The sequence below is a fragment of the Streptomyces avidinii genome (assembly GCF_014650695.1).
GTDB classification, from domain to species: Bacteria; Actinomycetota; Actinomycetes; order Streptomycetales; family Streptomycetaceae; genus Streptomyces; species Streptomyces avidinii.
The window spans coordinates 90,263-116,047 of record NZ_BMVL01000015.1 but is presented as its reverse complement, the minus strand read 5'-3'; the positions used below and the strand labels follow the sequence as shown (position 1 = coordinate 116,047).

Genomic DNA, 25,785 nt, shown 5'->3' with positions numbered 1-25,785 from the left:
GGGCCGTTCCCGGCCCCTGGGGATCCGCAACAGCCGCAACACCGCAACATGCCTGGTCAGAGGCTTGCGTTTGTTGCGGATCGCGGATTTGTTGCGGATGGGCGCCGCCACACGTCGGTGTGGCGGCGCCCGCGGGGCTGTGCTGGTCAGCCGGCGATGTGGAGCGGGAGTGTGGCGGTTTCCGGGGGCGTGTTGCGGATGCCGGTGGGGGTATCCGCAACGGATTCGCCCCCTGTGACCTGCGGTGTTGCGGATGTTTTGGATGTTGCGGACCTGAGCGGGGGCGAGGGGCAGTAGCGGGTCCAGGCGTCGGATAGGTCCTCGGCGAAGTAGCCCTTGGGCGTCCCGGAGGGCAGGCGGAAGGTCCGGGGCTTGATGGGCTTGTTCGCCGGGGTGACGTACTGGCCGAGCATCTTGGCCAGGGTCCGGGAGGTGATCGGCCGGTCGTCGACGTCGGCCCACGGGGAGTCGTCCAGGGCGAGGAGGCATTCGAGGATCACGGCGGTGGGCATGCGGTCGGCTCCGCAGAACACCTTGTCCCGCAGGTCGGTCAGCAGCCGGATCCCGAGGGATGCCTCCTCGCTGTCGTGGGCTGCGTTGATCAGCTCCACGCACGCGGCGCGGGCCCGCTCGGGCCAGGCGCCGCCGGCGGCGTCCGCGACGGCGAGGAGGGGCTCCCACACGTCGGCGGGGCGGTCGGTGACGCCGTCGGGCATCTCGGGCCAGGCGTCCGAGACCTGGTCGCGGACGGTGTCGGCCCACTGGGCGAGGCGGTCGCGCAGGGCGTGGCCCTGCTTCTCGTGGGTGCGCCGGCGGTAGGGCTCGCAGGTCTCGTTCGGGGCGCGCTTGCGCATGCGGATGATGACCGAGCGGGTCAGGATCGTGTCGGGCAGCGAGCCGAGCCCTGCCATGGCGACCGCGCAGAACGAGGAGAACCAGCCCGCGGTCTGGTTGGCGCCTTCCCCGACGCAGCGCAGGGAGTTCCCGCCCCGCCGGTAGCCGGAGTTCAGGAACCCCCGCACGGCTTCGTTGTCCCCGGCCTTGGGCCCGAAGACGGTGTCGATCTCGTCGAAGAGCAGCGTCGGGGGCCCTTCGGGAGCATCGACCAGGCGGAAGAGCGCGTTCGGGGACGCGTTCACCGTGGTCGCGGCCCGCGGGGTCAAGGTCTCGATGATCTCCAGTGCCCGGGACTTCCCCGACCCCGGCTCCGGGGACAGGAACGCGATGCGGGCGGTCCCGTCGAACGCGTCGATCAGGTGGGCGTGCGCGTCCCACAGCGCGACCGCGACGTAGGCGGCCTCCCTGGGGAAGACGTTGAAGCGCCGGTGGAAGGTCTCAACCTCGTCGAGCAGGGCGGCGCCGTTGATGGTGGGTCGGGGCTGGCCGTTGGTGGTGGTCATGGTGTCTCCTGCAGGGGCGGGGTCGGTGAAGCAGCCGCAGCCGCCCCAGTCGGTGGCCAGCGCATCGTGGTCTGCCTGGCCGCGGGTGATGCGGGCTTTGAGTTCGATCAGGGGCAGCGGGCGGGTGGTGCCGCCCGTGCGGTCGCGGAGGATGGCGACGTTTTTGCCCAGGTGGCTGCGGAGGGCCTGTTCCTGCTGAGCCTCGTCGTCGAACCGTTCGGGGTTCGTGGCCAGCAGTCGTGCCCATTGGGCTTGGCCTCCGCGTACGCAGGCGCCGCCGCAGTTCGCATGCGGGTATCCCTGCTCGTACATCCGTGGCGGGGCCAGCCCGCAAGCCTCGGCCTCGGCGATGAGTTGGTCCTTGTCGCGGTAGGGCGGCTCGCACAGCGGAGCCAGTGCGACCCAGGGCAGGTATGCCTTCTGTATGGCCGGCAGGCGGTGCGTTTCGGTCCAGTCGATCCCGACGTAGACCGTGGCCTGGGCGGGGTCGGTGTTCTCCTCCAGCCAGGTTCGGCAGGGGATCTGTTTGAGGAACTGGCTGCATGGCGCGATGCGGGTGTTGCCGATGATCCGTCGGTCGCGAAAGACTTCCCAGGGGGTGCGGCCGTCGGCGACTTTGACGATCCTGGCTCCGAGCTGGGCCACAGCGTCGTCGAGGAACCGGTAGACGTCGGGGTCTTCCACCTTGGTATCGGCGAACAGGAGGACCACCTCGTCCGGGCCGTGTTCGTCGATGACGCGCTTGGCAGTCGCCCATGAACCGATCCCGCCGCTCAGCATGACGACGTGCCGAATCGGGGCGCTCATGCACCTTCCCTCCGTCCGTCCAGGAAGGTGCAGGGGCCTCCGCGCGCGGGGTGGTCGCTCGGGTGCAAGTCAGGTCCAGAAGGGACGCCTTCGGCGACGCCCTTCGAGGCGCCCCCAGCAGTTCTCGGCGGGGCGTGCTCCGCGGCTCCGGGCCGGTGGGTGGTGGGGGTGGGGCTTTTCAGGTCGGAGGTTTCGGGGTGGTTCATGCGGCGGCCGGCCGCGGGCGTGCGGTTCGCAGGGACCAGTTGAGTGCGCTGCGGATCGTGGTGCGGCACTCGGCTGGCGGCAGATCCGCGGCCTCCCCTGCGACCTGAAAAGCCTCCTCAACCGTGTTCCGGGGGAGGTCTCCCCACGCGACGAACCGCCCCACGGCCCGTACGGACTTCAGGAGCTGGTCGTTCCTACCGCCCTCGGACGTGCTGGCCACGGCGGCCGTCTCGCGCTCCAGCACCACATCGGCCAGACGTCGGCCGCTGGTGTGCGCGGGGGTGAGGGCGGCCGGGACGGCAGCGGGCTGCGGGGCCAGGGCATCCAGAAGCCATTCCGGCAGCGCTGCGGGGGCGATGCTGTCGAGGACGATGTAGGCGCCGTCGGGGGTGTTGCTGCCTGGAGCGACGACATAGCCGCCCCAGCCCCGGGTGTCGATGTGCCTGCCGAGCCGTCCCCGGGTGCTGCCGAGACGGACGCCGTCGGGCTGGGTGAAGTACAGGTGCTGTCCGCCGCGGGCGGTCCGGACCCGGTAGGTGGTGGGGACAGCCTCTCCGGCGCGCTCGCAGAGCGCTTCAAAGAGGTCGACGCCGTCAGGCGTTCCCTTCTCGTCTTTGTCCTTGAGGGTGTCCAGGTCGACCACCAGCAGCCCGGACGGGCCGGTGGCGATCCCGATGTTGTAGGGGGCGTGGGTCCAGGCGGCGGCGATCAGGTCGTGATCGGTCGTGGCCCGCTGCTCAGGGGTGCGATGGCCGGTGGCGCAGCGGCCGGTGCCGGGGCAGGACCGTTCGGGGTGACCGGCGGGCCGCTTGTCGTCGGGCCGGAGAGGGAAGACGTGCCAGCCCCGTTCGGCGGCGCTGATCGCGTGGGCGAGCCTGTCCAGGCCCGCGAGGTCGACGAGTGGCGTAGGGGTGGCCGTCATGCCGACACCGCCGTGGTGTGAGTGAGGAAGGTATCGCCGAGCCACTCCGAGTAGGCCGACGGGTAGTGGTCGGATCCGTAGATGACGTCGATACCTGCGACCGTGAATCCGGCTCGGTGGTAGCCCACGGCGGCGCCTCCGCCGCATGAGTACGGGTCGAGGAGTAAGGGCTGGTCGTCGTTGTGGTCTCGCCGGGTGTCGGCGGTGTGGGGCATGCTGGATTCCTCCAGTTCGATGCAACGGCCTGGATGAGGGCGGCCCCGGTCATTGGCGTGAGGGGGCCGCCTTCGGCGTTCAGCGGTGGTTGACGGTGCCGTTGGCGCGGCCGAAGAGGCCAGTTGCCGTGACGTGTTGGGTGATGTGAGTCGTCGGGCGAGCGGCGCCGCGTCGCGGTCGGGCCACGGCGATGACGGCTCCGGCGGCGATGAGGGCGACTGCCGCCCAGAGGGCTTCGGTCAGGGCGATCAGTCCCGGTGCGGCGTAGGCGAGTCCGGCGGAGGCTGCCGCGATGCCTCCGCCGACGGTCGGCGCGAGCAGGGCGGTGGTCTTCGCCCACGCCGGTATCGGCCGCGCGGGCAGGGTCTCGGGGAGGGCGGTGTAGGCGAGGGTGCGGGTGCCGTCGGGGAGAGTGACGTACTGGACGCCGGGTGGTATTTCGGCGGGCAGCATCCGCGGTTCGGGGACGGCCGGCGGGTAGAGGATCGCGTCCCCGTATCGGAGCGGTTCGGGGACGGTCGGGTGGGTGGGTTCGTAGGTCATGGCGGACTCCAGGGGAAGACCAGCAGGGCCCGAGCCGAGGTGGCTTGGGCCCTGTGTGGGCAAGGTGTCTGGGGTGTCAGGGTGGGTGTCTGGTGGGGGTGTCTGACGCGTCAGACACCCGTCTGACACCCCTCGCGCGCACGTATGACCTGTGGATTGGGGCTGTTGGCCTGGCAGGGGTGTCGGACGCGTCTGACGCGTCAGGCCGCTACGTCGTAGGGGACGATCCGGTAGCGGCCGACCTCGCTGGTCTCGGCGAGACGGCCCGCGAGGACGAACTGGGCGACCTGTCCGGAGACCCAGGAACGGCCCCGTCCGTAGCGGTCGCAGTAGGCCATGAAGTCCGCCGGGCCGACCACGTCCCGGCCCTCTTCCTCGAACTCTTCGAGGACCTCCTCCATCGCCGCCCGCGCCTCTGCGGTGCTGATCTTCGGACGCGGTTCGTCGGCCGGCGGTCGGGCGGCGAATTGGACGACCTGCTCGACTTCGGGGAGTTCCTGCTCCGCGTCGATGAACTCCCCCTCCTCGTAGTCGTCCTCGTCCGCTCCGTTCGACGGGTGCCGGTCGTAGTCGTCTTCGCCGGGGTAGTAGCCGTCCTCGTACTCCTCGTCCTCTTCCGGGTCGTGGCCGTTGGGCATGGTGGTCTCCGGCTGATCGGTGGTGCCGGGCATCGGGTAGCGGGTGCGGCCGGTGAACGCGCGGTCGGCGGAGCGGGCAGCCGCCCCGGCGGTGACGGGGTCGATCGCGGCCCGGGCGTCGGCGAAGGTGACGACGACCCAGTTGAGGTAGTCGACGCTGGACAGGTAGTCCCGCATCGGGGTGGCCCACTGGTCGTCGGGGACGCCGTTGGCGACCAGGTAGGAGTAGCCGGGCTTCTTGTCCTTCCACACGTGCGGGGCGGCACCCGCGTCGAGGACCTCGTCGTCGAGGGCGAACCGGGCGTCCTGCTCGGTGCGGACGCCGTGGCACCAGGAGGAGCCGAGGGAGGCGCGGGTGTCGGTGGAGACCTGGTTGCCGGAGGCCCGCTGCATGGAGAGGACGAGGGAGACGCCGGCGGAGCGGGCTTCCTGGGCGAGGCCGGTGAACACGTCGTCGTCGATCTCACGGATCGTCTTCGCGGCCTCTTCGAACCAGGCGACGAGGTAGGGCATGCCGGGGGCGCCGTCGGCCTGGGTCTCGGCGCAGGCCGGAACCCACTGCTTGTAGCCGTACTTCGCGAGCCACGCGGTGCGGGCGGGGATGACGGCGGTGAGGGCTTTGATCATGGCTTTGGTGGAGGGCATGTCGAGGGCGGCCCAGTCGATCGCGGGCAGGAGCGGGCCGAGGGTCTGCTCCTTCTTCGCCGGGTCCGATGCCCACACGATCACGTCCCGCCGGGTCAGGATCTCCGCGAGCGCGGTCAGGCCGCCCTCGGACTTCCCGGAGCCGGTCATGCCCATGAGCAGCAGCATCATGGCGTTGCGGGCCTCGTCCGGGTCGCCGGGGAACCACATGTCCGCCGGGGTCCCGTCCTCGTAGATTCCGACGACGACGGGGTAGCTGATCGACTCGCCGGGGGCGCTGGGGCCGGGGCAGGGGACGGTGTTCTTGAGCAGGTCGAGCGGGACCACGGTCAGCATGACCCTGGACGCCGAGTCGGGGTTCTCCTGGATCCGGATGGCCGTCTTCGGCACGTCCAGGGCCCCGGCGATGCGGGTCAGGTTCTTCGAAACGTCGTCGGGGGTGAGTTCGCCGCGGGGGAGCTGGAGGTCGAAGGAGGCTTTGTTCGGGCCTACCTCCGTGCGGAGGACCTGGGCCTTGGCCAGGCCGACCTTCTCCAAGAACCCACCATCCGCCGACTGGCCCGCGCCTTCGACGTTCTTGCGGAGGATCTGCCGGATGTTCCACGACAGAGCCAGGGCCGGGGCGCCGATGAAATACAGCTCCCCCAGCGGCCCCGCCCCGGGTCCGGCGATCGCGGCCGCGGTGAACCAGGTGGATGCGGCGGCGACGGTGACGGCGGAGTGCAGGCGGCGCTGCTGGGTGGTGGACTTGCCCGCCCACCAGGTCAGGCCGGTCAGGGCGACAGAGGCAAGGGTGAGGCCGGCGGTGACGCCCGGCTCGCCCGACCAGAAGTAGTGGGCGGGCAGGGAGGCCAGGCCCGCCCCGGTACCGGCGAGCCACGGCGGCAGGTGGGGCTTGGCGCGGTGGAGCAGGTACTCGCCGATCCCGCCGCCCTCGCCGTGGGCGTCGTACTGCTGCTGCCGGGTGTCATCGGGTGAGGTGGTTCGGGGCATGCTCTGACCTCCCTGCGATCAGGTGTCGTTAGCCGTTGAAGTCGAAACGGCGGCCCTGGCGAGGCCGGCGGTTCGGCGCGAGCTGGGGATCGAACTCCCGCTGGAACGCCGCATAGGTCGCGGCGAGGTTCTTCGCGGTGCCGAGGGCGTCCTCGGCGGCCTTCTTCATCCGCCGCGACACCCTGCGGGCCCGCGCACGGGAGCCGAACGGGCGGCCCTCGGGGTCGGGGATCTCCTTCAGCACGGCGTTGAGCATCTCGGCGGCGTTGGCCAGCTCGAACGACATCTGCAGGAACAGCCCACGGCCGCCCTCGCAGTAGTTGCGGATGTCCACGTTGGAGAAGAACTCCGGGTCACCCAACGGGGAGTGCATCCGCCCGCCCCGCTGGCCCTGGCCGCCCTGCTGGCCACGGCCGTTGCGCGGGCCCCCGCCGCCGCTCTGCACGCCCGGGTCGCTGATGTGGAAGTGGTACTCCCGCGACTTGCTGCGGTTCGTCGTCCGGGACCGGTTCGTCCCGCCGGGGGCGCCGGCCGGGCCCGGCTGCTGCCACGGACCCTGCTGCTGGCCGCCGGCGGCGTTCTGCGGACGGCGGGGGCCGGGAGTGCTGCCGTTGTTGGGCATCCAGGTGTTGTTCGACATCAGCGGGTCCCCTCAGGAGCGGTGACGGCAGTGGTGGAGCGGCGGCTGATCAACCAGATGACCTGGGCGGCGAGCGTGGTCAGCGACCACAGCCCCATCAGCGCGGGCACGAACGGTCCGGCCCACAGGGCCAGGGAGAACCAGGTGAGTCCGGCCGTGGCGAGGGCGGCCAGGATGGTCAGCCACGAGGCCTCGGCGCGGGTCCGGCCGGGGCGGCCCTTGGCCTTCCACCCCAGGACCGCCAACGGGGCCGCGGCGGCCGGGGCCGCGACGAGAGCGGCCCACGGCGTGATCAGGTGAACGACGCCGGTCACGGGCAGTAGCAGGAGCGCGAGGCCGGTCGGGGCCCAGGTGCGGCGGTGCTTCCACACCCAGCGGCCCGTCGCAGCCGTGGCGCGGGCGGTCAGGGTGGGCTCCTCGGAGACGACCACGATGACCTGCGGCCCGTGGCGGTGGCCGCGCTGGCGGGGGATGTGCACGGTGGGCGCGGCGCCCTTGGCGGTGTGTGTGCGGGTACGGCGAGACACAGCAGAACTCCTTCAGGCAGCAGTCAGGGTTCGGGCGGCGCGCTGTTCAGGGAAGTCGTGGCAGGCGTTGCACATGCCGAGCGAGGTCGGGATCACGTACGGGAGGTGGTCGCGGCAGACGGGGCACCGGCGGCGGGCGGCATCCGCTTTGGCCAGGGCCGCCCACCGATTCGATGTCATCGGCCGGACCGGCTTCGCGAGGTCGATCCGGTAGAGGTAGGCGACCAGCGGGCCCCGCCGCCGGCGGGGCCGCTCCAGTTGGGCGACGACGTCCTGGCCGCCGGGCCGCAGCCCGGCGGCGCGGAGCTGACGGCGAGTGGCCAGCCCCTCAGGGGCGAGCCGCCAGCGGTAGACCGGAAGGGCGCTCATCAGCCGAGAGCCGGAGCGGCGGCGTTGCCGTCGCGGTGCTCCTGGTAGCGGGCCGAGGCCCAGCCCACCGACCAGCCGGACAGCTCCGCAGCGACCCGCACCGGCACCCCGGCCGCGAACGCGGCAGCCACGGTTGCGCGGGCCTGCTCCTCCGGCAGCTTCACCTGCGGCGGGCCCGCGGCGAGGAGGGCGGCGCGTTCACGCTCCATCCGCTCCTGTTCACGAGCCTGTTCACGGCGCTCACGCTCGGCCCGCTCCCGGGCCTCCAACTCGCGCTGCTGCAAGGCTTGGCGTTCAAGGCGTTCACGCTCGGCCTGCTGCTGTTCACGGATCTGTTCACGGCGTTCAGCCGCTTCCCGCTCCGCCCGCTCAGCAGCCTCCAGTCGTTCGGCTTCTTCGCGCCGGATGCGGTCCTGACGGGCGGCCTCCTCACGGGTCAGGTGGGCCTCGTGTTCACGCTGTTCACGGGCGATGGCTGCCTCGTGCTCGCGTTGTTCACGAGCGGCCCGGAGCCGGTTCTCCTCCCGCTCCGCCGCCGCCTCTTCCTGGGCGTCCTGCTCGGCGCGCTTGCGGGTTTCCACGGCCAGGACTGCGGCGGTCAGGGCCCGCCTGTAGGCGAGGCCAGCTTCCGCAGTGACGATCAGGAGGAGCGGTGCGACGGAGTGCACGGCGACCCCGACAAGGTCCCCGGCCAGCGCGGATACGCCTACGTTGAGGGCGAGGGTCATGGTGCCGGTCATCCACCGCAGGGCGACCGGCCAGGCACCGCCGTGCCCGCCGAGACGGGCGAGGACGGAGTCGAGCCGGACCACGATCACCACCGCCGCATCCACGACGAGCGGCAGGATCGGAGCCGTCCACCGCCATGCGGCCGGCGTGTGGGCGGCCATGAGCGGGGTGACGGTGAGGACGGAGTAGAGCATCGCTCCGCCGACGATCAGCCACGTCCCCACGGACAGCGCACGCTCGGATGAACGGATCTGAACACGGTTCACGACCCGACCTCCGCCTGTGAACGCACGTCATCCGGGGCGGGGATCGTGGTGAAGCAGATCAGCTTCACGGGGCCGCCGGAGTAGTTGGTCACGGCCTTCATGACGCTGGTGCGGCCGTCGCTGTGAACGCTGTGCTGCACCGCTCGGGGGCGAATCCGGAGTGCCTGACACCAGGTCTCGAACCCGTCGGCATCGTCGTGGAAGGACAGCTCCAGCAGGTCGGGGTAGACGGTGGAGATCGACACGCACGGCGCCGGCAGGTGCCGGTACTCGTCGGCGAAGATGCGCAGCGCCATCAGCGGCGCGGCCATGGACGAGAGGGGCATCGGTGTGTTCATGCGGCACCGCCCGCCATGCCCGCGGCGGCCACGGCCTGATTGGTCAGGTCCCGCCGGGCCGCGAGGACCTTGCGGCGGGCCCGACGGATCCGCCGCTCGTCCACCTCGGACGGCGTACGGTCCAGCACGGTGATCTCCGCGTCGAGGAGGTCGACCTCCGCCAGGATCAGCGGCAGCTCCCACTCAATCGCATCCAGCTCCGCGTCCAACGGCTCCAAACCGTCGGACCACGGCGTAACAGCGTCCTGAAGTGCAACGATGGACTTCATTGGGTCTAGCTCCTTCGGTAGAGGAACGGGCCCGAACAGCAGCCCCGGTGTTCCCGCACCGGGGCTGCACGTCGTTGTGGAACAGGAAGAACTCCGGCTCCCCTCAAACCCCGCCCGTACGGCGCTATGCACCGGACGGGCGGAGGAGGCAACCGGTCCGGCTGAGCCGGAAGGTCGAAGATCAATTTGGTGTCCACTGTTGAGTTCTTAAGGAACCGCCGCTTCCTTCGAGCTGGTCCTTTCGGAGCTCTCCGGGCGCCGAGAGCAGCCCAAAGAAGGCCCTCCCTGGTTCGCTGTCCTAGGACTGTGAACCGCTGTGGATGACTATGGACTCGCAGTCCCAGGACTGTCAACAGTCCTGGGACTGTGTTTGACTGGACCCATCGAAGGGAGTTCGCGTGGCACCCAAGTGGCGAGAGCTGGCCGACAAGCTGGCTGAACAGATCAGGCGAGGCGACTACGCCCCTGGCCAGCAGCTACCGCACATCCGAGACCTGGTGGATGCGGGCGAGGGCTCGAAGTCCACCGTCCACGCGGCGTACAAGGCCCTCGAAGCCGAAGGGCTGGTGACCTCTTCACGGGGCCACGGGACGGTCGTACGGGAGCAGGCGCCGCTGAAGCGACTCGGCATCGCTCGGTACGACAAGGCGAAGTGGCGAGATGGCGACGAGGTCGCGTTCATCGCCGACCGCGTCGCTTCGGGCCGGGCCTACAAGCGCGGCGAGCAGACGCAGAGCGTCAGCCGCGTGCCGGCGCCTTCGCTGGTGGCTGCGGCACACGGGCTTCCCGAGGGTGCTGAGGTGTACGCGCGAGCCAGGCTCGTGAAGGAAGGCGACCAGCCGACCCACACGCTGACCAGCTACTACCGGCCCGAACACGTCGAGGGAACGCGCATCGTTGACCCGAGCCCGGGCCCGGCCGGCCGGGGCGGCGGCTTCCGAGTTCTGTACGACGCCGGCTACGAGATCGACCACATGCGTGAGGAACTGTTTGCGAGGGTTGCGACACAGGAAGAGGCGGCCCTGCTCCAGCTGGCGCCCGGTGAATGGGTCGTTGAATTGCACCGGACCACGTACACAGCGGACGGCACGGTCGTGGAGTTCGCTGTCGGCACGCATGCTGCCACGCGGTTTGCATGGGCCTACGACTTCAAGGTTCCCGACTCGGCTCAGGAGGCAACACTATGATCTCCGCGCAGAACTGGGCCGACGCCGAGCAGCTGTGGGACTTCCAACAGATGCACCACGAGCCGCGGCCCTGCTCCGTGGCCATCGGCCTGGGTAGTCATGATCTCGGAGTCGCTGATGCCACGGTTGCCCTGTACCAACGGGACATGGCGCCGCTGATCGTCTTCACCGGAGCCACAAGCCGTACGACCCGCGAGCGGATGCCTCGGGGAGAGGCGGAGCACTACCGCGAGCGAGCTCTGCAGTTGGGCGTTCCTGACTCCGCGATCCTTGTGGAGCCAAAGGCGCGGAACACGGGAGAGAACATCCGCCTTTCCCGATCGCTACTTGTTGAGCGCGGAGTCCACGTTGAATCGGTGCTACTGGTCAGCAAGCCCTACGAGGAACGGCGATCCTATGCGACAGCCTGCAAGATCTGGCCAGAGGTAGGGATCGTCAGTGCGTCTACGACGATGACGCTCATTGAGTACGTTGACTCGATCCAGGATCCGCAATTGGTCTTTGACATGCTCGTTGGCGCGCTTCAGCGGCTGTTGATCTACCCACAGCAGGGATTCTTGATCCACCAAGACGTGCCGCCTGCTGTGTCCGCGGCGTACGACCGGCTCCGCTCCGACGGCTTCACCAGCCGTCTCATCACGGGACCTTGATCGAGATACGGGCGTCGGATCCAGTACAGACCTCCGACGCCCACTCGTATCGCTTCTTGACCCGGTTAGAACTGAACCGGCGCAGGGTTTGGTAGCGGAATTCGCGATTCAGCTCCTGCCCCCTCTCTCGATCAGGGAAAGGGTCAGTCCCGCACCGCTGACCAAGAGCCCAACCACGCTAGCTGTACCAGCGGCGAGTGTGAGGCTAGTTACGGCCAAACCTCCAGTTTTCCCGACGTCAACTCCGAGGCTTACCGTCGCGATTACGAGGACTGTCATTAGCATGAGGGCAGTGGCTAGGAGTGCTTTGCTGATTCCCACCCGTGCATCCGCCAGTGCGGTTTCTCGTGTTTGCTGCTCATGATTTTGTGTTGCGCGCGGGCCGAAGGCGGCAAGGATGGCGACTGCTGCCAGCGTGAAGCCCAGCAGTCCGCTGGACGAGCCAGTGAGTGAAGTGTAGATTTCCTTCCTCTTCTCCGCGGCAACCGCAGCGAGTAGGAAAGGTTCGCGCCTGACCAAATCTGTGACGATTAGCGCAAGTTCGACACCGATGAAAAAGAAAATCGGGACGAACCAGATGTGCCTATCGATCCACCGCAATGCCCCCATGGTCATGCCCCCCTGGCGTGTTTTCTCACTTACTGCGCATCTTCTCACCCTGCACTGCGGAGGCGAGCTTTCCGTCGCGCAGAAACTCCTTGTAGGCTTGGTCGAGCTCCAAGAAAACGTCGGCAGGCTCTGGCATGGACGAGACGGTGGCGCTCTGCCGGAATTCGACCGGGACTTGAAGCCGTTCGTGCAGCAGGTTGATGGTCTCAACGCGGCCAGAGGAGCGACTTTTACCCCGAATGACCATGTTGCTAACGAAATCGTCTGCCCTGTTCTGCGAGGGAGAAGACCTGCTCCTCTGTCTCGCCATCAAGGTAGCGGTCTCGAGGTCCATACCTGCCCATTCCCAGCGTGAATCGAATGGAAGGGGCCTTGTCTCCAAAATTCTCCGGAATTAGGGTGCCGAAAACACCGCCGCTGGACGCCTCTCCTCCCCTTCTGGTCATCGCCACTTCTACGGACCTCAGTTGTCCTTCCATTGCCTTGAGCTTTTCTCGGGTGTCTTCCCTGTAGAGGGCGTCGAATTTCACGTGAGAGTTCAGCTTTCGGCGCAAGAATGACGAGAGGCGTGAGATCCTCGGCACGTTTTTCGCGTAGTCATGGGCGCATGTTCCGTCCGGCCAAATGGACACATGGCTCACATCGGCCGGATATTCGCTATCCCTCAACGAGATCGGACTGACGCTTCCTTGGCTGTCCCACTTGAAGGGTCGATCGTCGGCGCCGCGCAGGGCAAAGAGCCTGAGATTTGTGGGGCTAGTCCCAAGGCCGACGTCCACGACCTCGACTGCAGTAACAGCGTCGCCAGAATCCAGGATGGCGAATTCACTGTCGGCGGAGATGGCAGCCGCCAGCGCAGTAGCGACGTCAGTCGGGATGAAATCGGGCTTGCCCGCGACAGAGCCCCAGCGATGGAATATGAGACTACGCTTCAACATGGCGTCATGCTAGCCCCCGAGTGAACTCCCGACTACCGATTGTTCTGCCTGGTCCCCCAGCGTGATGAGTTGGGCGGATCCAAGCGCGTCCTCTCCTCCCAAGTATGGGGTGAGGGTCTGACAACTCCTCGGGCCATCGCCACGGGCACAGGCTGGGTCTGTCCGGCGAGCATGGGGGCTCCGGACGTATCAAGATCAGTACGCTCTCAAGCTCTCAACCAGGTTCTCCCTGTGGTGAGTCCAAGCTGCAATGGATGGCGCCGTTCCCCGAGCGGGTCTCAGTCGCGGGCTCAGTTGGGACTTGATCCCTGACTATGCAGAGGAGTCCGCCTACGTACGCAATGGGGCCTGACCAGGGGCTTGGGTACCACTGGGACGCCTACGGATCGCGGTGGAAGGCGATCGGACAACTTGTAATGCGTAGGTCGTCGGTTCGAATCCGACAGGGGGCCCCATCGGAACCCCGGCTCAGATCCGTGAGCCGGGGTTTTCGCGTTTCCGGGGTCAGTGGCGGCCCGAGATGCGGTCGGCCAGGCGGGCCAGGGGGGCGGTCGTCGGGGTGTGGCCGGCGGTCTCGCGGCGGTCCGCCTCGCGGTAGGCGGCGTAGAGGGCCTGGACGCCGAGCCAGCGGAAGGGCTCCGGCTCCCAGCGGCGGACGCGGTGGTTCACCCAGGGGAGGGTGGTCAGTTCGGTGGACTCGCCGAGGACCAGGTCGCGCAGGGTGCGGGCCGCGAGGTTGGCGGTGGCGACGCCCGAGCCGACGTAGCCGCCGGCCCAGCCCAGGCCCGAGGTGCGGTCCAGGGTGACGGTGGCGCACCAGTCGCGGGGCACGCCGAGCACGCCGGACCAGGCGTGGCTGATCTCCGTACCGGCGAGCTGCGGGAAGAAGGAGGTCAGGAGGGTGGTCAGGGCGGAGACGGTGGCCGGCTGGGTGCGGCCGTCGTTGTCGGTACGGGAGCCGAAGCGGTACGGGACCCCGCGCCCGCCGATCGCGATCCGGTCGTCGGCGGTGCGCTGGGCGTACATGTACGCGTGGGCCATGTCGCCGAGCAGCGTGCTGTCCGACCAGCCCAGCCGGGACCAGGTCTCGGGCGGGAGGGGGGCCGTCACGATCATCGAGGAGTTCATCGGGAGCCAGGAGCGCTTCTGGCCCTTGAGGGCGGCGGTGAAGCCCTCGGTGCAGCGCAGTACGTAGGGGGCACGGACCGTGCCGTACGGGGTGACGGCGCGGCGCGGGGCGATCTCGGTGACCGGAGTGGACTCGTGGATGACCACCCCGAGGGCCTCGACGGCGGCGGCCAGGCCCTTGACGAGCTTCAGGGGGTGGATGCGGGCGCCGTGCGGGCTCCAGCTGGAGCCGACGGCGTCGGCGATGTCGATGCGGGCGCGGGTGGCGGGGGCGTCGAGGAGCTCGCGGTCGCTCTCGCCGAAGTCGACCTCGTGGGCGTGGAAGGCCTTCAGTCGGGCGAGTTGGGCGGGGGTACGGGCGACTTCGAGGACGCCGCCGCGGTGGATGTCGGCGTCGATGCCCTCCTTTGCGGCGACGCCGATGACCTCGGTGACGGTCTCGTTCATGGCGTGCTGGAGGCGACGGGCGGCGTCGGTGCCGTGGAGGGCGGCGTACCGGTCGCGGCCGGCGATGCCGTTGTAGAGCCAGCCGCCGTTGCGGCCGGAGGCGCCGTAGCCGCAGAACTTCTGCTCCAGCACGGTGACGCGGAGGTCGGGGGCGGCCCTCTTCAGGTAATAGGCCGTCCACAGGCCGGTGTAGCCGCCGCCGATGATGACGACGTCGGCGGTGGCGTCACCGGTGAGGGGCGCGCGGGGTGGGGCGGGCGCGGTGCCGGCTCGCTCGGACGCGTACCAGAAGGAAATACCGCCGTTGATCGTCATGGGGGAGTTGGTACACCTCGTTCCGGAAGGGTGTCCAGGGACGGGATGTCGCGGCTACGGGCCGTTTGGGTGGCGGGATGGTTGATGCGGTTCGGGCTGGCTCGCGCCGTGTGCCGGGCGCTGCCCGGACCCGCGCCTCAATCGCCGGCGAGGCTGGATGTGCGGGCCCGCACCTCAGTGGACGGCGTGGCTGGGGTGTGCGGCGGGGTCGGCTCGGGTCGGTGCGTGGTGCCGTGCCGGGGTGTCTCCTCGGCTCGGCGCGCGCGGGTGCCTCCCGGCATGACGGGGTGGTCGCGCCTCGTCCTGCGGGGACACCCCGGCACGTCCCCACTCCCCTCCGCCGTCCAAGCCGCCGGGAGCCATCCGCCCACGGGGTCGACCCGGTCGGGCGAGGTACGTAACGGGATGCCCGGCACGGTCGAAGTCGGCCGTGGGGCGGGGACACGCAGGAGGGTCCCCGCAGGACGAGGCGCGACCACCCCGTACGGCCGTGACGCTGCCGCGCGCGCCGAGCCGAGGAGACCCTCGTGCGGGGCCCCGACCCACACCAGGACACCGCCAAGCACCCCGCAGGGGACGGGCCGAGGAGACCCTCGTGCGGGGCGCCGACCCCCACCCGTACACCGCCGAGCACCCCGCAGGGGACGGGCCGAGGAGACCCTGGTGCGGGGCCCCGACCCACACCCGTACACCGCCGAGCACCCCGCAGGGGACGGGCCGAGGAGACCCTCGTGCGGGCCCCGACCCACACCCCGAGCCGCCCGCAGGGCACCCCGCGCCGGGGCGCCGGGCCGTACACCGCCGAGCAACCCCGCAGGGGCACCGCAGGGGCACGGCTACCGTCGGGGGATGGTCGAGATTCCGGATGGGTTCATCGAGGCGCAGATTCCGTACAACGGCGACGCCGGGCGGGAGTTCATCGCCGAGTTGCCCGCGCGGGCAGCGCGTTTTCTGGAGCAGTGGGGGCTGCGGCGCACCGGGCCCGCGATGCACGGGATGACGGCCCTGGTGCTGCCGGTGGTGCGGGCCGACGGGAGCGCGGCCGTGCTGAAGCTGGTGGCGGTGGACGAGGAGAGCGCGGGGGAGCCGGTCGCGCTGCGCGCGTGGGCCGGGCGGGGCTGCGTACGGCTGCTGGCGCACGACGCGGACACCGGCACCCTGCTGCTGGAACGGCTGGACGAGGGGCGGGACCTGGCGGCGCTCGCGCGGACCGACGCGCGGCGGGCGGTGACGGTGGTCGGGGAGTTGCTGGCGCGGCTGACGGCCGTGCCGGCCCCGGCCGGGCTGCGGGGGCTCGCGGAGATGGCCGCCGGGATGCTGGAGGAGGTGCCGCAGGCGCTGGGGCGGTTGGTCGAGGAGCGGGACCGGCGGTTGCTGGCGGACTGCGCGGCGGCGGTGGCGGAGGTCGCCGGGGAGCCGGGGGACCGGCTGCTGCACTGGGACCTGCACTACGGCAACGTGCTGGCGGGCGGCCGGGAACCGTGGCTGGCGATCGACCCGAAGCCGCTGGCGGGCGATCCGGGTTTCGAGCTGCTGCCGGCGATCGTCAACAACTTCCGGGCCGGGGACGTGCGGTGGCGGTTCGACCTGCTGACGGAGGCGGTCGGGCTGGAGCGGGACCGCGGACGGGCGCGGGCCTGGACGTTGGGCCGGGTGCTCCAGAACTGCCTGTGGGACGTGGCGGACGGTGAAGAACGTCTGGACGAGGACCAGTTGACGGTTGCCGAGGTGCTGCTGGAGCGCTGATCGGCCGCCGTTCTAGGCTGCGGGCATGATCCGTAGTGCTGAAGTCACCGACGTCCCCGCCCTTCAGACGATGATCCGCGAGCTCGCGGAGTACGAGAAGGTGCCGCACGAGGCGCGGGCCACCGAGGAGCAGCTGCGGGAGGCGCTGTTCGGGGTGCGCCCGGCGGTGTTCGCGCACGTCGCGGAGACGGAGGAGGGGGAGGTCGTCGGCTTCGCGGTGTGGTTCCTGTCCTTCTCGACGTGGCGCGGGGTGCACGGGATCTACCTGGAGGACCTGTACGTACGGCCGGGCGTGCGCGGCGGCGGTCACGGCAAGGCGCTGCTGCGGGAGCTGGCGCGCACCTGCGTGGAGCGGGGCTACGAGCGGCTGGAGTGGTCGGTCCTCGACTGGAATTTGTCTGCCATCGACTTCTATCGATCAGTTGGAGCGGTGTCAATGGACGAGTGGACCGTGAACCGCCTGACTGACGACGCGCTTCGCAAGCTGGGCGGGGCGGAGTAGCCGCCGGACGCCCGCCCGGGACCGTGAGAAGGCGGCACCGGGCGGGTTGGCTGTACGTCTATCCGACGGCCGGGACCGGGTGCTCCGGGGAGTCGAGCCAGGCCCAGGCGGTGCCGTCGGGTTTCACGGTGAGTCCGAACCGCTCGAAGTCCGCACGGCCCTGGTCGTCCCACCAGGCGTGGGCGGCCGTGAGTTCGCTCCACAGCTCCCGCGGACCGGACTGGTAGACCTCGAACTCCTCCGCGTCGGGTACGAAGTCGATCGACGCCCAGGAGGTCACCCGCGTGTCCCGGAGCCAGAGCGTGTAGCGCCCGCCGTCGAGTTTCTCCGGGTAGGGGAACATCCCCTGCGTTTGGAGCCCGATGGCGAACATGGGGAGCCAGTCGGCCGCGTCCTCCGGGGAGAGGGAGGTGGTCGTCCGGCGGCCATCGGCCGGCCACGGCTTGCCGCCCAGGTACGTCTTCACGTGCGTTCGGTAGGCGCGTTGCTGCCGGAGACGCATGAAGGCGGAGGAGCCGACGAACGGGCCGGACGCGCTTCCGTCCCCCTGGACGGTCAGGCGGACCACGGCCTCCCCGCCGTACTCCGTGGCGTACGGGGAGACGATGATCCCGCCGGGTCGGGTCTGCCGGATGATGTCCGCCGGGATCTCCCGGAGGGAGGCCGTGATCAGAACATGGTCGTACGGGGCGCCTGCGGGCCAGCCCTGGGAGCCGTCCCCGACGATGGCGACCGGGTTGTGGCCGGCGGCGTCCAATCGGGCTCGGGCCGTGGCCGCGTTCTCAGGGTCGAACTCGATGGTGGTGACGTGCTCCGAGCCGACCCGTTCGGAGAGCAGAGCCGCGTTCCAGCCGGTCCCAGTACCTACTTCCAGGACCGTGGAGCCCGGCTGGACGTCCAAGGCCGCCAGCATGGAGAACACCATGGCGGGCTGGGAGTTGCTGCACGTCGGGATGTTGCCCCGGTCGGTGCCTGTGTGGTTTCCGTCGTCCCACTGGGTGGTGAGGGAGGTGTCCGAGTAGACCGCGCGGAACCACGCCTCCGGGTCAGTGCGGCGGTCGATGCTCGCCACTGGTCCACCGTCGGCTGGGCCGACGCCGGGCCAGATCACATCCGGGACGAACGACTCCCGGAGCACGGCTTGGTAGGCGGGGAGCCAGTCGGAGGTCAGGGCACCGGCATCCGTGAGCCGGGAGGCCAACCCCTGGGGGCCGGCCTCCGGCGTGGCGCGTTCGGTCACTTGGTGCCGCTGCCCTTCGTGTCGCTGTGACCGGAGTCCTGGCCCTCGGAGCCGCCTCCGCCGTGCCCGGCGCCCGACTGGCTGTCGTCCTGCTGGCTTCCGCCCTGGCCCGAGCCAGTGCCTCCGCCGTGCTGTCCGCCCATGAACGTGCTCCTTCTCGTGATGGATGAGTGGTGCTGTGAGCCGCCCCGGCCGATCGGTGGATCGGTCACCGGGGCGGAGTCTGTGGGATGGGGTCAGTCGGACCCTGGGGTGAGGGCCCTGGGAGTGCGCTCCGGCCGGGCCTGAATCTGCCGTTCTCCGGCCTCTGCCAGGAACTCCAGAAGGGGGCTTCCGGAGTCAGGTGGCGGGAGAGCTGGGCGGCCCATGCGCCGCGCTCCCGGAGGTCATGGAGTTGGGCCGCTATGTCGTCCCAGGACTCGGGGGGCGGCTCCGGCAGGACGCTCACTGCGCCGTCCCCTGACTCCGCCGGTTCGCTTCGGCCACCTTGGCGTTCAGCCGCTGGGTGCTGCCGGTGGCTGGGCGGTACTCGGGACAGACCGGTCGGCCGCACTCGCACGGACGCCACTTCAAGGCGTTGCCGGGACTCGGGTCCGGGCCCTCGAACCGTGCCCCAACGGGTTCCGTACCGTCCGGATGGCTGTCGCGTGCGCTCATCCGTTCCCCCGCTTCACGACCTGCGCCAGCTTCATGGCGACGTCGGGGCGGACACTGCGCAGCCTCACCAGCCCCGGACCGGGCGGTGCCGGGTCGATGCCCAGCGAGGGGAGAACGATTCCAGCGGCCATCAGCGATTCGCGCAGCGACTCCACGACCGTGCTCGGGGTCACTGTCTCCAGTTCGTGCGAGCTGTCCATGAGAGGGACGCTAGGGCCGGTTGCCAGGCCCTGTGGGGGCTGATTCGCCGAGATTCTCGGGCCGGTCCGTGATCTTCCGGTGGATTCTCAGGCGGTGTCGAGAGCCCGCCGGGCGCGGGCGATCACGCGGTGGGCGTCGGCGCCGTAGACCGCGGAGTCGGAGAGTGCCTGCCAGACCTTCCGGTAGACGCCGACGCTGTCCGCGTCGTCCAGCCAGAGTTCCGCGTGCCAGTCCTCCGCGATCACCAGGCGGTCGTCGTACAGCCAGAAGCCGTTGGCCGGCGGGATCTTCAGGGAAGCGCCGAAGGGGACGATGCCCAGGGAGACGGTGTCCAGCCCGAGGACGCCCGTCAGGCGGTCGAGCTGGCCGGCCAGTACGGGAGGAGGGCATACGAGCGCCCGGAGCGCGGCCTCCCACATCACGATGTGGAACGTGCGCCCCGGCTCGTACAGCATCTCCTGACGCTTCACGCGGGCGCGTACGGCTTCCTCGGTGTCCCGGACGGACTGGTGGAGGTCGGCGTAGCGGGTGAAGACGTGGCGGGCGTACTCGGCGGTCTGGAGCATGCCCACGACCGTGGAGCTCTGCCAGACGTGGAACGTCCTCGTGCGTTCGTACTCCGCCGTGAGCGTGTCCTGTACCGGCTTGTGGCCCGCCGCGAGCTGTCTGCGCCACGCGCGGGACCGGGACTCCAGGCTCCCGAGCCGGGTGATCAGCTCCTCCGCCGCCTGCGGATGGCCGGTGGCGTCCGCCCACGCCAGCAGGTCGTCCGACGTCGCGGTCTGGCGGCCGGTCTCCAGCTTGCTGATCTTGGACTGGGTCCAGCCGAGCAGGACCGCCAACTGGCGGCCGGTGAGACGCCGATCGGTGCGCAGCTCGCGCAGCCGCGCACCGAGGGCAACCCTTGCTTGTTGGAAGTCGGTGCTCACTCGGCGGACGGCACCTGTTCCGCGAAGGTCTCGTACGGGACGGCGTGGTGCCACGCGGCGTCCCGGACCTGGCACGCGCGGGCCACCTCGACGGGGTTCGTGACCAGCTCGACGCCGGTCATCACGTCGTCGTCATCGAAGTGGAGCCGGACGATGACACGGGAGTCGAAGAGCCAGAAGTCCTCGTCGGGGAGTTGGAGCGCTTCGGCCTCGGAGCGCCACAGGTTGCGGATGTCTTCGCCCACCGCGCTGTTTCGACGGGCGTTGTCGAGCAGGTAGCGCTGACCGGGGGTGGGCGGGTCGTCGGCGATCCGTACCCGCTCGAAGCGCTTGCCCAGGGCGGACTGTTCACGCCGGGACACGCACCAGGGGTCGTTCAGGTCCCAGCCGGCGTCCTCGCCCCGGACGAACCGCTGGTAGGTCTCGGTCTCCTCGTCGGACTGGTAGCGGCGCCGGGTTTCGAGGCGCCAGGCCGTGTGCGAGAAGGTGCGGAACATCCCGGCGAACTCCTCGAAGCCGATCAGCACAGGCGTCCTTTCCGCGTCCCGGGGCGCGAAGTCGGCCAGGAGAACGCGCGGGACGACCACGAACCCCTCCCCATCCTTGACGTTCCGGAGCTGCGCCACGTCCTGGGGGTCGGTCACCGCGTCGCCCTGGACGAGGACCTCCCCGGTGTCCAGGTCCTCGTACAGGGTCGGGCATCCGTCGTTGCCGGAGTTGGTACCGATGAACCGGAGTCGCCGTGCCATTGCCGTTTCCCCTCCCACCAGCGGACAAGTCCCGACCAGGATGGGGCGGACGCATCTTCCCTGTCCTGCGTGATTCGCAATGATTCTCGGGGCTGACGCAAAAAGGCCCCAGCTCCCTGGCCTGGATGCCCCGGCGGAGGCTGGTGTCGAGGAGGTGGACACCGGCGGCGGCGACGGCGATGCGGACCTGGCCGGGGGCGGGAACGGGGATGTCCGTGTGCTCGTAGGAGAGGTTCTCGGCGGGGCCGAAGGCGTGGAGGCGGATGGCGCGCATGGTGGGCATGACGACCACGGTGCGACCTCGAGCGGGGTTGAGGTCAAGGGCCGCCGCTGTCGGCCGTTGTCAGTGGGCTGGTTCACGATGGGGGGATGGTGCGCAAAGGACAGCAGGGGCAGCAGCAGACGGTGAAGGCGGCGCGGCGGCCGGAGCTGCGGCTGCCGGAGCTGACCGGGTGGGGCGGGGGCGAGCTGGAGCCGGACGGGGACTACGACGGCCTGGAGTTCGCGGACCTGGACCTTGCGGGGCAGGAGGGGATCGGCGCCCGGTTCATGGACTGCGCGCTGCGGCGATGTGCGCTGGACGAGGCGGGGCTGGCGAAGGCGCGGATCCTGGATTCGGTGCTGGAGGGGGTCCGGGGGGTGGGGACCGACCTGTCGGGGGCCTCGTTGCGGGACGTGGAGCTGGTGGACGCGCGGATGGGCGGCGTGCAGATGCACGGGGCCGTGCTGGAGCGGGTGGTGGTGCGCGGGGGCAAGATCGACTACCTGAACCTGCGGAAGGCGCGGCTCAAGGACGTGGTCTTCGAGGGGTGCGTGCTGGTGGAGCCGGACTTCGCGGGGGCGGTCCTGGAGCGGGTGGAGTTCAGGGACTGCGGGCTGCGGGGGGTGGACTTCAGCGGGGTCCGGATGGCGGATGTGGACCTGCGGGGGGTTTCGGTGCTGGAGATCGCGCGGGGGGTGGAGGCGCTGGGCGGGGCGGTGATCAGTCCGGGCCAGCTGTTCGAGCTGGCTCCGGCGATGGCCGCGCAGCTGGGGGTGCGGGTGGTTCCGTAGCCTGCGGCGCCGTTGCCGAGGTGCCGCCCCGGGCCCGCCGGGGGCTGTCCGGACCCGCGCCTCGAACGGCCGGCGGGGCTGACAGAGCGGGCCGGGCGGAGGCGGGCGGCTGCGGCGAATGGCTGAGCATCCGGACAGCTCGACGGGCAGTCGTCGGACGAGGTGCCTAACGTCGCAGGCAGACACATCGGTGCACGAGCCTGTGGAGGTGTCATGTCCGATCGGGGCCGCTGGCTGGCGGGCGCCTGCGTGAGTACGGTCGCCGTCGGCCTGCTCCTCATGGGGGGCATCCTCGGCACACCGCCGTCGCGGGTCGTGGCCAGGGGCAGCGCAGGGACGGAGGTCGGCGAGCCCGGCGCGGTCGCCGTGGGCGCGTACCTCCACTACGGCTCGCCCGGCGTCGAGCGGATGGAGGAGCTCTCGCGCTGGCTCGGCGGTACCGAGCTGCGCGCCGGCCACACCTATCTGCCCGGCGACACCTGGGCGAACATCGAGGGGGCACCCGATTCCCTGCGCAGCTGGGCGCGGTGGCGCAACGAGAGGGCCGATCGGCTGTTCGTCCTGAACGTGCCCATGCAGGAGCGCAACGAGGCCGGTGTCCCCGACGGCCGGGTCGCCGAGCTGATCCGCGCCGGCGCCCAAGGGGCGAACGACCACCACTTCCGGCAGCTGGCCGGGCGTCTGGTCGACCTCGGGGTGCCGGACACGGTGATCGTGCTCGGCTGGGAGATGAACGGCTTCAACTACACCCACCGCTGTCGGCCCGACCCGGAGAACTGGAAGACGTACTGGCGGCGCATCGTGGCCGCCATGCGCTCGGTGGAGGGGCAGCGGTTCCGTTTCGACTACGCCCCCAACCGCGGTGGTGACGCGATCGCCTGGACCAGCTGCTATCCCGGCGACGACGTGGTCGACATCGTCGGGATGGATTCCTACGACCAGGAGCCCGGCCGTACTTTCGACGAGCAGGTCACGCAGCCCTACGGACTCCAGCAGCAGGTCGATTTCGCGAAGGCGCACGGCAAGCGGATCTCGTACCCCGAATGGGGGTTGTTCCGGCACGGCGACAATCCCGAGTACGTGCGGCACATGCTGGCCTGGTTCGCCGAGCACGAGCCGCTCTACCACAGCATCACCGACTACTGCCCGCACGGCGTGTGGCAGTGCGGGCAGAACCCGCGTTCCACGCAGGTGTTCCGGGAGTCCCTGTCCGCCGGACCGGGCACCTGAGCGGGCGGCGGGCCGGGCGGTGGGCCGGGCGCCGGGCCCGGCCGCCGGGCCGCGACCCTGAGCCGGTCTACGCCGGGACGCGGGGGAAGCGGGCCTGGAGGGTCCAGATGGCCGGGTTGTCGGCCAGGCCGTCGTGCATGTCGATCAGGTCCGCGATGAGGTCGTGCAGGAAGTCGCGGGCCTCGCGGCGCAGCAGGCGGTGGCTGAAGGTCAGCGGGGCCTCCTCGGCCGGCATCCAGTCGGCCTCGACGTCGACCCAGCCGAAGCGGCGTTCGAAGAGCATCCGGTCCGTGGACTCGGTGAAGTCGAGCTCGGCGTACTGCCGGTTGGCGGAGCGGTTGCCGCGGGGGTCCTTGTCGAGCTGTTCGACGATGTCGCACAGGGCCCAGGCGAAGTCCAGTACGGGCACCCATCCCCAGGCTGTGGACACTTCCCGGTCGGCGTTGGTGTCGGCGAGGTACACGTCCCCGCAGAACAGGTCGTGCCGCAGGGTGTGGACGTCCGCGGAGCGGTAGTCGGTCTGCGGGGGGTCGGGGAAGCGCCGGGAGAGGGAGTAGCCGATGTCGAGCACGTAGCTGATGGTGTCACGCGCGCCGGGGCCGCTCACCTCCGGTGTCAGGACAGCAGGCGCTGTTCCTTGGCGACCGAGACCGCGCCCGCGCGGGTGTCGACGCCGAGCTTGTCGTAGATCCGGCCCAGGTGGGTCTTGACCGTGGCCTCGCTGATGAAGAGGGCGCGGGCGATGTCGCGGTTGCCCAGGCCCCGGGCCAGCTGGCCGAGGATGTCCAGTTCGCGGTCGGTCAGGGTGGGGCGGGTGCCGCGCATGTGGGCCATCACCCGGCTGGCCACCGGCGCGGACAGGGTGGTGCGGCCCTGGGCGGCGGAGTGGATGGCGGCGAAGAGTTCCTCCGGGCGTTCGGCCTTGAGGAGGTAGCCGGTGGCGCCCGCGCCGATCGCCCGGGTGATGTCCGCGTCCGTGTCGTAGGTGGTGAGGACCAGGACGTGCGGGGGCCGGGGGAGGGCCGTGATGCGCCGGGTGGCTTCGACGCCGTCGATGCCCTCGCCCAGCTGGAGGTCCATCAGGACCACGTCGGGACGGAGCTTCGCGGCGAGGGCGACCGCCTCCTCACCGCTGCCCGCCTCGCCGAGGACCTCGATGTCCGGCTCGCTGCCGAGCAGGGCCAGCAGTCCGGCGCGCACCACGACGTGGTCGTCGCAGAGGAGGATCGTCGTCATGGGGCCGGCTCCAGGGGGATGGCCGCGGAGAGGACGGTGCCCTCGCCCGGCGTGGATTCGATCGTCAGGGTGCCGCCGAGCTGGCGGACGCGGGCCCGCATGGCCGGGAGCCCGTGCCCGCGCTCGGCGGCGTCGGTGCGGGGTGCGGTGAAGCCGTGGCCGTCGTCGGCGATGTCCAGGACGACCTGGTCGCCCAGGAAGCTCAGGGTGAGTGCGGCCGTACGGGCGCCGGAGTGCTCGCGGACGTTGGCCAGCGCGCCCTGGGCTATGCGCAGCAGCGCGGACTGGACGCGGTCGGGGAGCGGGACCGGCGTGCCTTCGAGGTGGAAGCGGACCTCGATGTCCGGGCCGGCGTCCAGGGAGCGCAGGGCGTCCGAAAGGCCGGCGCCGTCGGCGAGCTCGGGCGGGGCCAGGTCGTGGACGAGCCGGCGGGCCTCGGAGAGGCCGTGTGCGGCGATGCCGGTGGCGGTACGGACGTGCGCGCGGGCGGTGGCCGGGTCGGTCTCCCAGGTGCGGTCCGCGGCCTGGAGGAGCATCTGCTGGCTGGAGAGGTTCTGGGCGAGGGTGTCGTGGATCTCCATGGACAGCCGCTGCCGTTCGGCGAGCGTGCCTTCGCGGCGCTCGGTGGCGGCCAGCTCCCGGCGGGTGCGGATCAGGTCGTCGATCAGCGTGCGCTGGGCCCGGGCCTGGCGTTCCATGTGGACGAAGACGGCGGTGGCGAGGGCGGCGACGGCGGGCGGGGCCAGCAGGAGGTTGGGGTCGAAGGACTTGGCCAGCTGGAGCTGGGCGATCACCACGAAGGTGGTGAGGAGGGCCACGAGGACGACGGCGGCGCGCGGCGGCAGGGTGCGCAGGGCCGTGAAGAACAGCGGTACGGCGCACCAGGCGAAGCTCGGCGCGAGGACGACCAGGACCATCCAGGTGGTGACGACCAGGCCCAGCCACAGGAGCCGCCGGGCGGTGGGGGCGGCGCCGAGCGCGGGGCCGAGGACGTAGAGCAGGGCCAGGGTGATGCTGAGGGCGATGATCCACGGAGTCCGGGGTTCGCCGGGGTGGCGCAGCAGGAAGCGGACCACGGAGGCGCCGAGGAGCAGGAAGAAGGCGGTGTGGGCGACCGTGGCCAGTGTTCGGGTGTCCGGCCTGCTGGCGGGGTGGCTCACCGGTTGCTCCTGGTGTGCGAGGGGTGCGTTCATTGTCGCCCGCAGGCGCTGCCGCCGGGGCGCTGCCCCGGACCCGCGCCTCGAACGCCGGCGGGGCCGGAAGGGCCGAGGCTGAAGGAGCGGACGCCCGCGGGGCCGGAGAGCGGGTCCGGCGCTGTGGCCAGCCAATACCTCGCCGCAGGCGATGCGCATCGACCGATCGGATGACCCCCGGGTCAGCCGGTGCGGTGGGTGGGGCGAGCCGGTACGGGGACGGGGCGCGGGGGGTTTCGGACCGAGGCTTGGAGCAGTGCAGGAGC

The 25,785-nt window shown here is 70.4% G+C and carries 28 protein-coding genes and 2 pseudogenes; 6 read left to right on the top strand and 24 right to left on the bottom strand.

The features are described from left to right. Nucleotides 1-146: 146 nt before the first annotated feature. From IE257_RS30750 to IE257_RS30700, 11 genes are all read right to left on the bottom strand, one after another. The gene (locus IE257_RS30750) at nucleotides 147-1,400 is read right to left on the bottom strand and encodes a DUF3631 domain-containing protein (protein WP_189973202.1); all 1,254 of its coding nucleotides are present in this window, start codon (nucleotides 1,398-1,400) and stop codon (nucleotides 147-149) included. Nucleotides 1,401-2,409: 1,009 nt separating this feature from the next. After that, entirely contained in the window at nucleotides 2,410-3,336 is a 927-nt protein-coding gene (locus IE257_RS30745; protein WP_189973134.1) for a bifunctional DNA primase/polymerase, read from the bottom strand. Further along, entirely contained in the window at nucleotides 3,333-3,551 is a 219-nt protein-coding gene (locus IE257_RS30740; RefSeq protein ID WP_189973133.1) for a hypothetical protein, read from the bottom strand. Before IE257_RS30740 ends, IE257_RS30745 begins: the two co-directional genes overlap by 4 nt. Nucleotides 3,552-3,630: 79 nt before the next feature. Continuing rightward, the gene (locus IE257_RS30735) at nucleotides 3,631-4,095 is read right to left on the bottom strand and encodes a hypothetical protein (protein ID WP_372453139.1); all 465 of its coding nucleotides are present in this window, start codon (nucleotides 4,093-4,095) and stop codon (nucleotides 3,631-3,633) included. A gap of 200 nt (nucleotides 4,096-4,295) precedes the next feature. Then, nucleotides 4,296-6,371, bottom strand: coding sequence for a plasmid transfer protein TraB (gene traB / locus IE257_RS39025; RefSeq protein ID WP_268251447.1), 2,076 nt, complete (start codon nucleotides 6,369-6,371; stop codon nucleotides 4,296-4,298). 28 nt (nucleotides 6,372-6,399) lie between these two features. Next, complete coding sequence (traA, locus tag IE257_RS30725) at nucleotides 6,400-7,011, bottom strand: plasmid transfer protein TraA (RefSeq protein WP_189973132.1); 612 nt, start codon at nucleotides 7,009-7,011, stop codon at nucleotides 6,400-6,402. Next, complete coding sequence (locus tag IE257_RS30720; protein ID WP_189973131.1) at nucleotides 7,011-7,538, bottom strand: hypothetical protein; 528 nt, start codon at nucleotides 7,536-7,538, stop codon at nucleotides 7,011-7,013. Before IE257_RS30720 ends, traA begins: the two co-directional genes overlap by 1 nt. 12 nt (nucleotides 7,539-7,550) lie before the next feature. Continuing rightward, nucleotides 7,551-7,907 (bottom strand): RRQRL motif-containing zinc-binding protein, encoded by a 357-nt coding sequence (locus IE257_RS30715; RefSeq protein WP_189973130.1) that lies wholly within the window; start codon nucleotides 7,905-7,907, stop codon nucleotides 7,551-7,553. Continuing rightward, nucleotides 7,907-8,902, bottom strand: coding sequence for a DUF2637 domain-containing protein (locus tag IE257_RS30710; RefSeq protein WP_189973129.1), 996 nt, complete (start codon nucleotides 8,900-8,902; stop codon nucleotides 7,907-7,909). The genes IE257_RS30715 and IE257_RS30710 overlap by 1 nt, the downstream gene beginning before the upstream one ends. After that, complete coding sequence (locus IE257_RS30705) at nucleotides 8,899-9,240, bottom strand: hypothetical protein (protein WP_229920752.1); 342 nt, start codon at nucleotides 9,238-9,240, stop codon at nucleotides 8,899-8,901. The genes IE257_RS30710 and IE257_RS30705 overlap by 4 nt, the downstream gene beginning before the upstream one ends. Continuing rightward, a complete protein-coding gene (locus IE257_RS30700; RefSeq protein WP_189973127.1) occupies nucleotides 9,237-9,509 on the bottom strand; it encodes a DUF6284 family protein in 273 nt (90 codons plus the stop codon). Before IE257_RS30700 ends, IE257_RS30705 begins: the two co-directional genes overlap by 4 nt. A 398-nt stretch (nucleotides 9,510-9,907) precedes the next feature. On the opposite strand from IE257_RS30700, the gene IE257_RS30695 reads away from it, so the two are divergent. Further along, on the top strand, nucleotides 9,908-10,696 hold the full coding sequence (locus IE257_RS30695) for a GntR family transcriptional regulator (RefSeq protein ID WP_189973126.1): 789 nt from the start codon (nucleotides 9,908-9,910) through the stop codon (nucleotides 10,694-10,696). Next, the gene (locus tag IE257_RS30690) at nucleotides 10,693-11,346 is read left to right on the top strand and encodes a YdcF family protein (RefSeq protein WP_189973125.1); all 654 of its coding nucleotides are present in this window, start codon (nucleotides 10,693-10,695) and stop codon (nucleotides 11,344-11,346) included. The genes IE257_RS30695 and IE257_RS30690 overlap by 4 nt, the downstream gene beginning before the upstream one ends. A 108-nt stretch (nucleotides 11,347-11,454) precedes the next feature. On the opposite strand, the gene IE257_RS30685 is transcribed toward IE257_RS30690, so the two are convergent. The 4 genes from IE257_RS30685 to IE257_RS30670 all read right to left on the bottom strand — a co-directional run bounded on the left by IE257_RS30685 (nucleotide 11,455) and on the right by IE257_RS30670 (nucleotide 14,783). Next, on the bottom strand, nucleotides 11,455-11,961 hold the full coding sequence (locus IE257_RS30685; RefSeq protein WP_189973124.1) for a hypothetical protein: 507 nt from the start codon (nucleotides 11,959-11,961) through the stop codon (nucleotides 11,455-11,457). A 19-nt stretch (nucleotides 11,962-11,980) separates the two neighbouring features. After that, complete coding sequence (locus IE257_RS30680; RefSeq protein ID WP_189973123.1) at nucleotides 11,981-12,202, bottom strand: hypothetical protein; 222 nt, start codon at nucleotides 12,200-12,202, stop codon at nucleotides 11,981-11,983. 4 nt (nucleotides 12,203-12,206) lie between these two features. Beyond that, complete coding sequence (locus IE257_RS30675; RefSeq protein WP_189973122.1) at nucleotides 12,207-12,893, bottom strand: hypothetical protein; 687 nt, start codon at nucleotides 12,891-12,893, stop codon at nucleotides 12,207-12,209. 504 nt (nucleotides 12,894-13,397) lie between these two features. After that, a complete protein-coding gene (locus tag IE257_RS30670; protein WP_189973121.1) occupies nucleotides 13,398-14,783 on the bottom strand; it encodes an NAD(P)/FAD-dependent oxidoreductase in 1,386 nt (461 codons plus the stop codon). A gap of 849 nt (nucleotides 14,784-15,632) precedes the next feature. On the opposite strand from IE257_RS30670, the gene IE257_RS30665 reads away from it, so the two are divergent. Together IE257_RS30665 and IE257_RS30660 are read left to right on the top strand one after the other, a co-directional pair. Next, a complete protein-coding gene (locus IE257_RS30665; protein WP_189973120.1) occupies nucleotides 15,633-16,529 on the top strand; it encodes an aminoglycoside phosphotransferase family protein in 897 nt (298 codons plus the stop codon). 25 nt (nucleotides 16,530-16,554) lie between these two features. Continuing rightward, entirely contained in the window at nucleotides 16,555-17,031 is a 477-nt protein-coding gene (locus tag IE257_RS30660; protein ID WP_189973119.1) for a GNAT family N-acetyltransferase, read from the top strand. Nucleotides 17,032-17,089: 58 nt separating this feature from the next. Here the strand turns inward: IE257_RS30660 and IE257_RS30655 are convergent, their stop codons facing one another. The 6 genes and pseudogenes from IE257_RS30655 to IE257_RS39540 all read right to left on the bottom strand — a co-directional run. Beyond that, on the bottom strand, nucleotides 17,090-18,271 hold the full coding sequence (locus tag IE257_RS30655; protein WP_189973118.1) for a methyltransferase domain-containing protein: 1,182 nt from the start codon (nucleotides 18,269-18,271) through the stop codon (nucleotides 17,090-17,092). Continuing rightward, nucleotides 18,268-18,414, bottom strand: a complete 147-nt coding sequence (locus tag IE257_RS30650) for a hypothetical protein (protein ID WP_189973117.1) — start codon at nucleotides 18,412-18,414, stop codon at nucleotides 18,268-18,270. Before IE257_RS30650 ends, IE257_RS30655 begins: the two co-directional genes overlap by 4 nt. Before the next feature lie 510 nt (nucleotides 18,415-18,924). After that, nucleotides 18,925-19,128 (bottom strand): hypothetical protein, encoded by a 204-nt coding sequence (locus tag IE257_RS30645; protein WP_189973116.1) that lies wholly within the window; start codon nucleotides 19,126-19,128, stop codon nucleotides 18,925-18,927. Nucleotides 19,129-19,215: 87 nt separating this feature from the next. Further along, complete coding sequence (locus tag IE257_RS30640) at nucleotides 19,216-20,058, bottom strand: helix-turn-helix domain-containing protein (protein WP_189973115.1); 843 nt, start codon at nucleotides 20,056-20,058, stop codon at nucleotides 19,216-19,218. Continuing rightward, the gene (locus IE257_RS30635; RefSeq protein ID WP_189973114.1) at nucleotides 20,055-20,807 is read right to left on the bottom strand and encodes a DUF6879 family protein; all 753 of its coding nucleotides are present in this window, start codon (nucleotides 20,805-20,807) and stop codon (nucleotides 20,055-20,057) included. Before IE257_RS30635 ends, IE257_RS30640 begins: the two co-directional genes overlap by 4 nt. Continuing rightward, nucleotides 20,800-21,081 (bottom strand): annotated as a pseudogene (locus IE257_RS39540) (hypothetical protein); the annotation flags it as partial. The gene IE257_RS30635 and the pseudogene IE257_RS39540, both read right to left, overlap by 8 nt. A 95-nt stretch (nucleotides 21,082-21,176) precedes the next feature. Between IE257_RS39540 and IE257_RS30630 the strand changes: the two are divergent. Together IE257_RS30630 and IE257_RS30625 are read left to right on the top strand one after the other, a co-directional pair. Further along, a complete protein-coding gene (locus tag IE257_RS30630) occupies nucleotides 21,177-21,860 on the top strand; it encodes a pentapeptide repeat-containing protein (RefSeq protein ID WP_189973113.1) in 684 nt (227 codons plus the stop codon). 213 nt (nucleotides 21,861-22,073) lie between these two features. Next, a pseudogene (locus IE257_RS30625) lies at nucleotides 22,074-23,072 on the top strand (glycoside hydrolase family 26 protein); the annotation flags it as partial. 85 nt (nucleotides 23,073-23,157) lie between these two features. Here IE257_RS30625 and IE257_RS30620 read toward each other — a convergent pair. The 3 genes from IE257_RS30620 to IE257_RS30610 are packed head-to-tail and all read right to left on the bottom strand — an operon-like array spanning nucleotide 23,158 to nucleotide 25,519. Next, on the bottom strand, nucleotides 23,158-23,661 hold the full coding sequence (locus tag IE257_RS30620; protein WP_079405330.1) for a hypothetical protein: 504 nt from the start codon (nucleotides 23,659-23,661) through the stop codon (nucleotides 23,158-23,160). A gap of 44 nt (nucleotides 23,662-23,705) precedes the next feature. Next, nucleotides 23,706-24,326: a response regulator gene (locus tag IE257_RS30615; protein ID WP_189973111.1), complete on the bottom strand. Its 621-nt coding sequence runs from the start codon at nucleotides 24,324-24,326 to the stop codon at nucleotides 23,706-23,708. Beyond that, complete coding sequence (locus IE257_RS30610) at nucleotides 24,323-25,519, bottom strand: sensor histidine kinase (RefSeq protein WP_189973110.1); 1,197 nt, start codon at nucleotides 25,517-25,519, stop codon at nucleotides 24,323-24,325. Before IE257_RS30610 ends, IE257_RS30615 begins: the two co-directional genes overlap by 4 nt. Between the last annotated feature and the right edge of the window lie 266 nt (nucleotides 25,520-25,785).

Coding starts and splice junctions, on each gene's coding strand:
- IE257_RS30670 (WP_189973121.1), bottom strand. CDS start 14,783: ATGACGATCAACGGCGGTATTTCCTTCTGGTACGCGTCCGAGCGAGCC.
- IE257_RS30740 (WP_189973133.1), bottom strand. CDS start 3,551: ATGCCCCACACCGCCGACACCCGGCGAGACCACAACGACGACCAGCCC.
- IE257_RS30700 (WP_189973127.1), bottom strand. CDS start 9,509: ATGAAGTCCATCGTTGCACTTCAGGACGCTGTTACGCCGTGGTCCGAC.
- IE257_RS30690 (WP_189973125.1), top strand. CDS start 10,693: ATGATCTCCGCGCAGAACTGGGCCGACGCCGAGCAGCTGTGGGACTTC.
- IE257_RS30685 (WP_189973124.1), bottom strand. CDS start 11,961: ATGACCATGGGGGCATTGCGGTGGATCGATAGGCACATCTGGTTCGTC.
- IE257_RS30705 (WP_229920752.1), bottom strand. CDS start 9,240: ATGAACACACCGATGCCCCTCTCGTCCATGGCCGCGCCGCTGATGGCG.
- IE257_RS30615 (WP_189973111.1), bottom strand. CDS start 24,326: ATGACGACGATCCTCCTCTGCGACGACCACGTCGTGGTGCGCGCCGGA.
- IE257_RS30665 (WP_189973120.1), top strand. CDS start 15,633: ATGGTCGAGATTCCGGATGGGTTCATCGAGGCGCAGATTCCGTACAAC.
- IE257_RS30635 (WP_189973114.1), bottom strand. CDS start 20,807: ATGGCACGGCGACTCCGGTTCATCGGTACCAACTCCGGCAACGACGGA.
- IE257_RS30680 (WP_189973123.1), bottom strand. CDS start 12,202: ATGGTCATTCGGGGTAAAAGTCGCTCCTCTGGCCGCGTTGAGACCATC.
- IE257_RS30675 (WP_189973122.1), bottom strand. CDS start 12,893: ATGTTGAAGCGTAGTCTCATATTCCATCGCTGGGGCTCTGTCGCGGGC.
- IE257_RS30660 (WP_189973119.1), top strand. CDS start 16,555: ATGATCCGTAGTGCTGAAGTCACCGACGTCCCCGCCCTTCAGACGATG.
- traA (WP_189973132.1), bottom strand. CDS start 7,011: ATGTCGAACAACACCTGGATGCCCAACAACGGCAGCACTCCCGGCCCC.
- IE257_RS30645 (WP_189973116.1), bottom strand. CDS start 19,128: ATGGACAGCTCGCACGAACTGGAGACAGTGACCCCGAGCACGGTCGTG.
- IE257_RS30750 (WP_189973202.1), bottom strand. CDS start 1,400: ATGACCACCACCAACGGCCAGCCCCGACCCACCATCAACGGCGCCGCC.
- IE257_RS30650 (WP_189973117.1), bottom strand. CDS start 18,414: ATGGGCGGACAGCACGGCGGAGGCACTGGCTCGGGCCAGGGCGGAAGC.
- traB (WP_268251447.1), bottom strand. CDS start 6,371: ATGCCCCGAACCACCTCACCCGATGACACCCGGCAGCAGCAGTACGAC.
- IE257_RS30715 (WP_189973130.1), bottom strand. CDS start 7,907: ATGAGCGCCCTTCCGGTCTACCGCTGGCGGCTCGCCCCTGAGGGGCTG.
- IE257_RS30630 (WP_189973113.1), top strand. CDS start 21,177: ATGGTGCGCAAAGGACAGCAGGGGCAGCAGCAGACGGTGAAGGCGGCG.
- IE257_RS30745 (WP_189973134.1), bottom strand. CDS start 3,336: ATGACGGCCACCCCTACGCCACTCGTCGACCTCGCGGGCCTGGACAGG.
- IE257_RS30735 (WP_372453139.1), bottom strand. CDS start 4,095: ATGACCTACGAACCCACCCACCCGACCGTCCCCGAACCGCTCCGATAC.
- IE257_RS30610 (WP_189973110.1), bottom strand. CDS start 25,519: ATGAACGCACCCCTCGCACACCAGGAGCAACCGGTGAGCCACCCCGCC.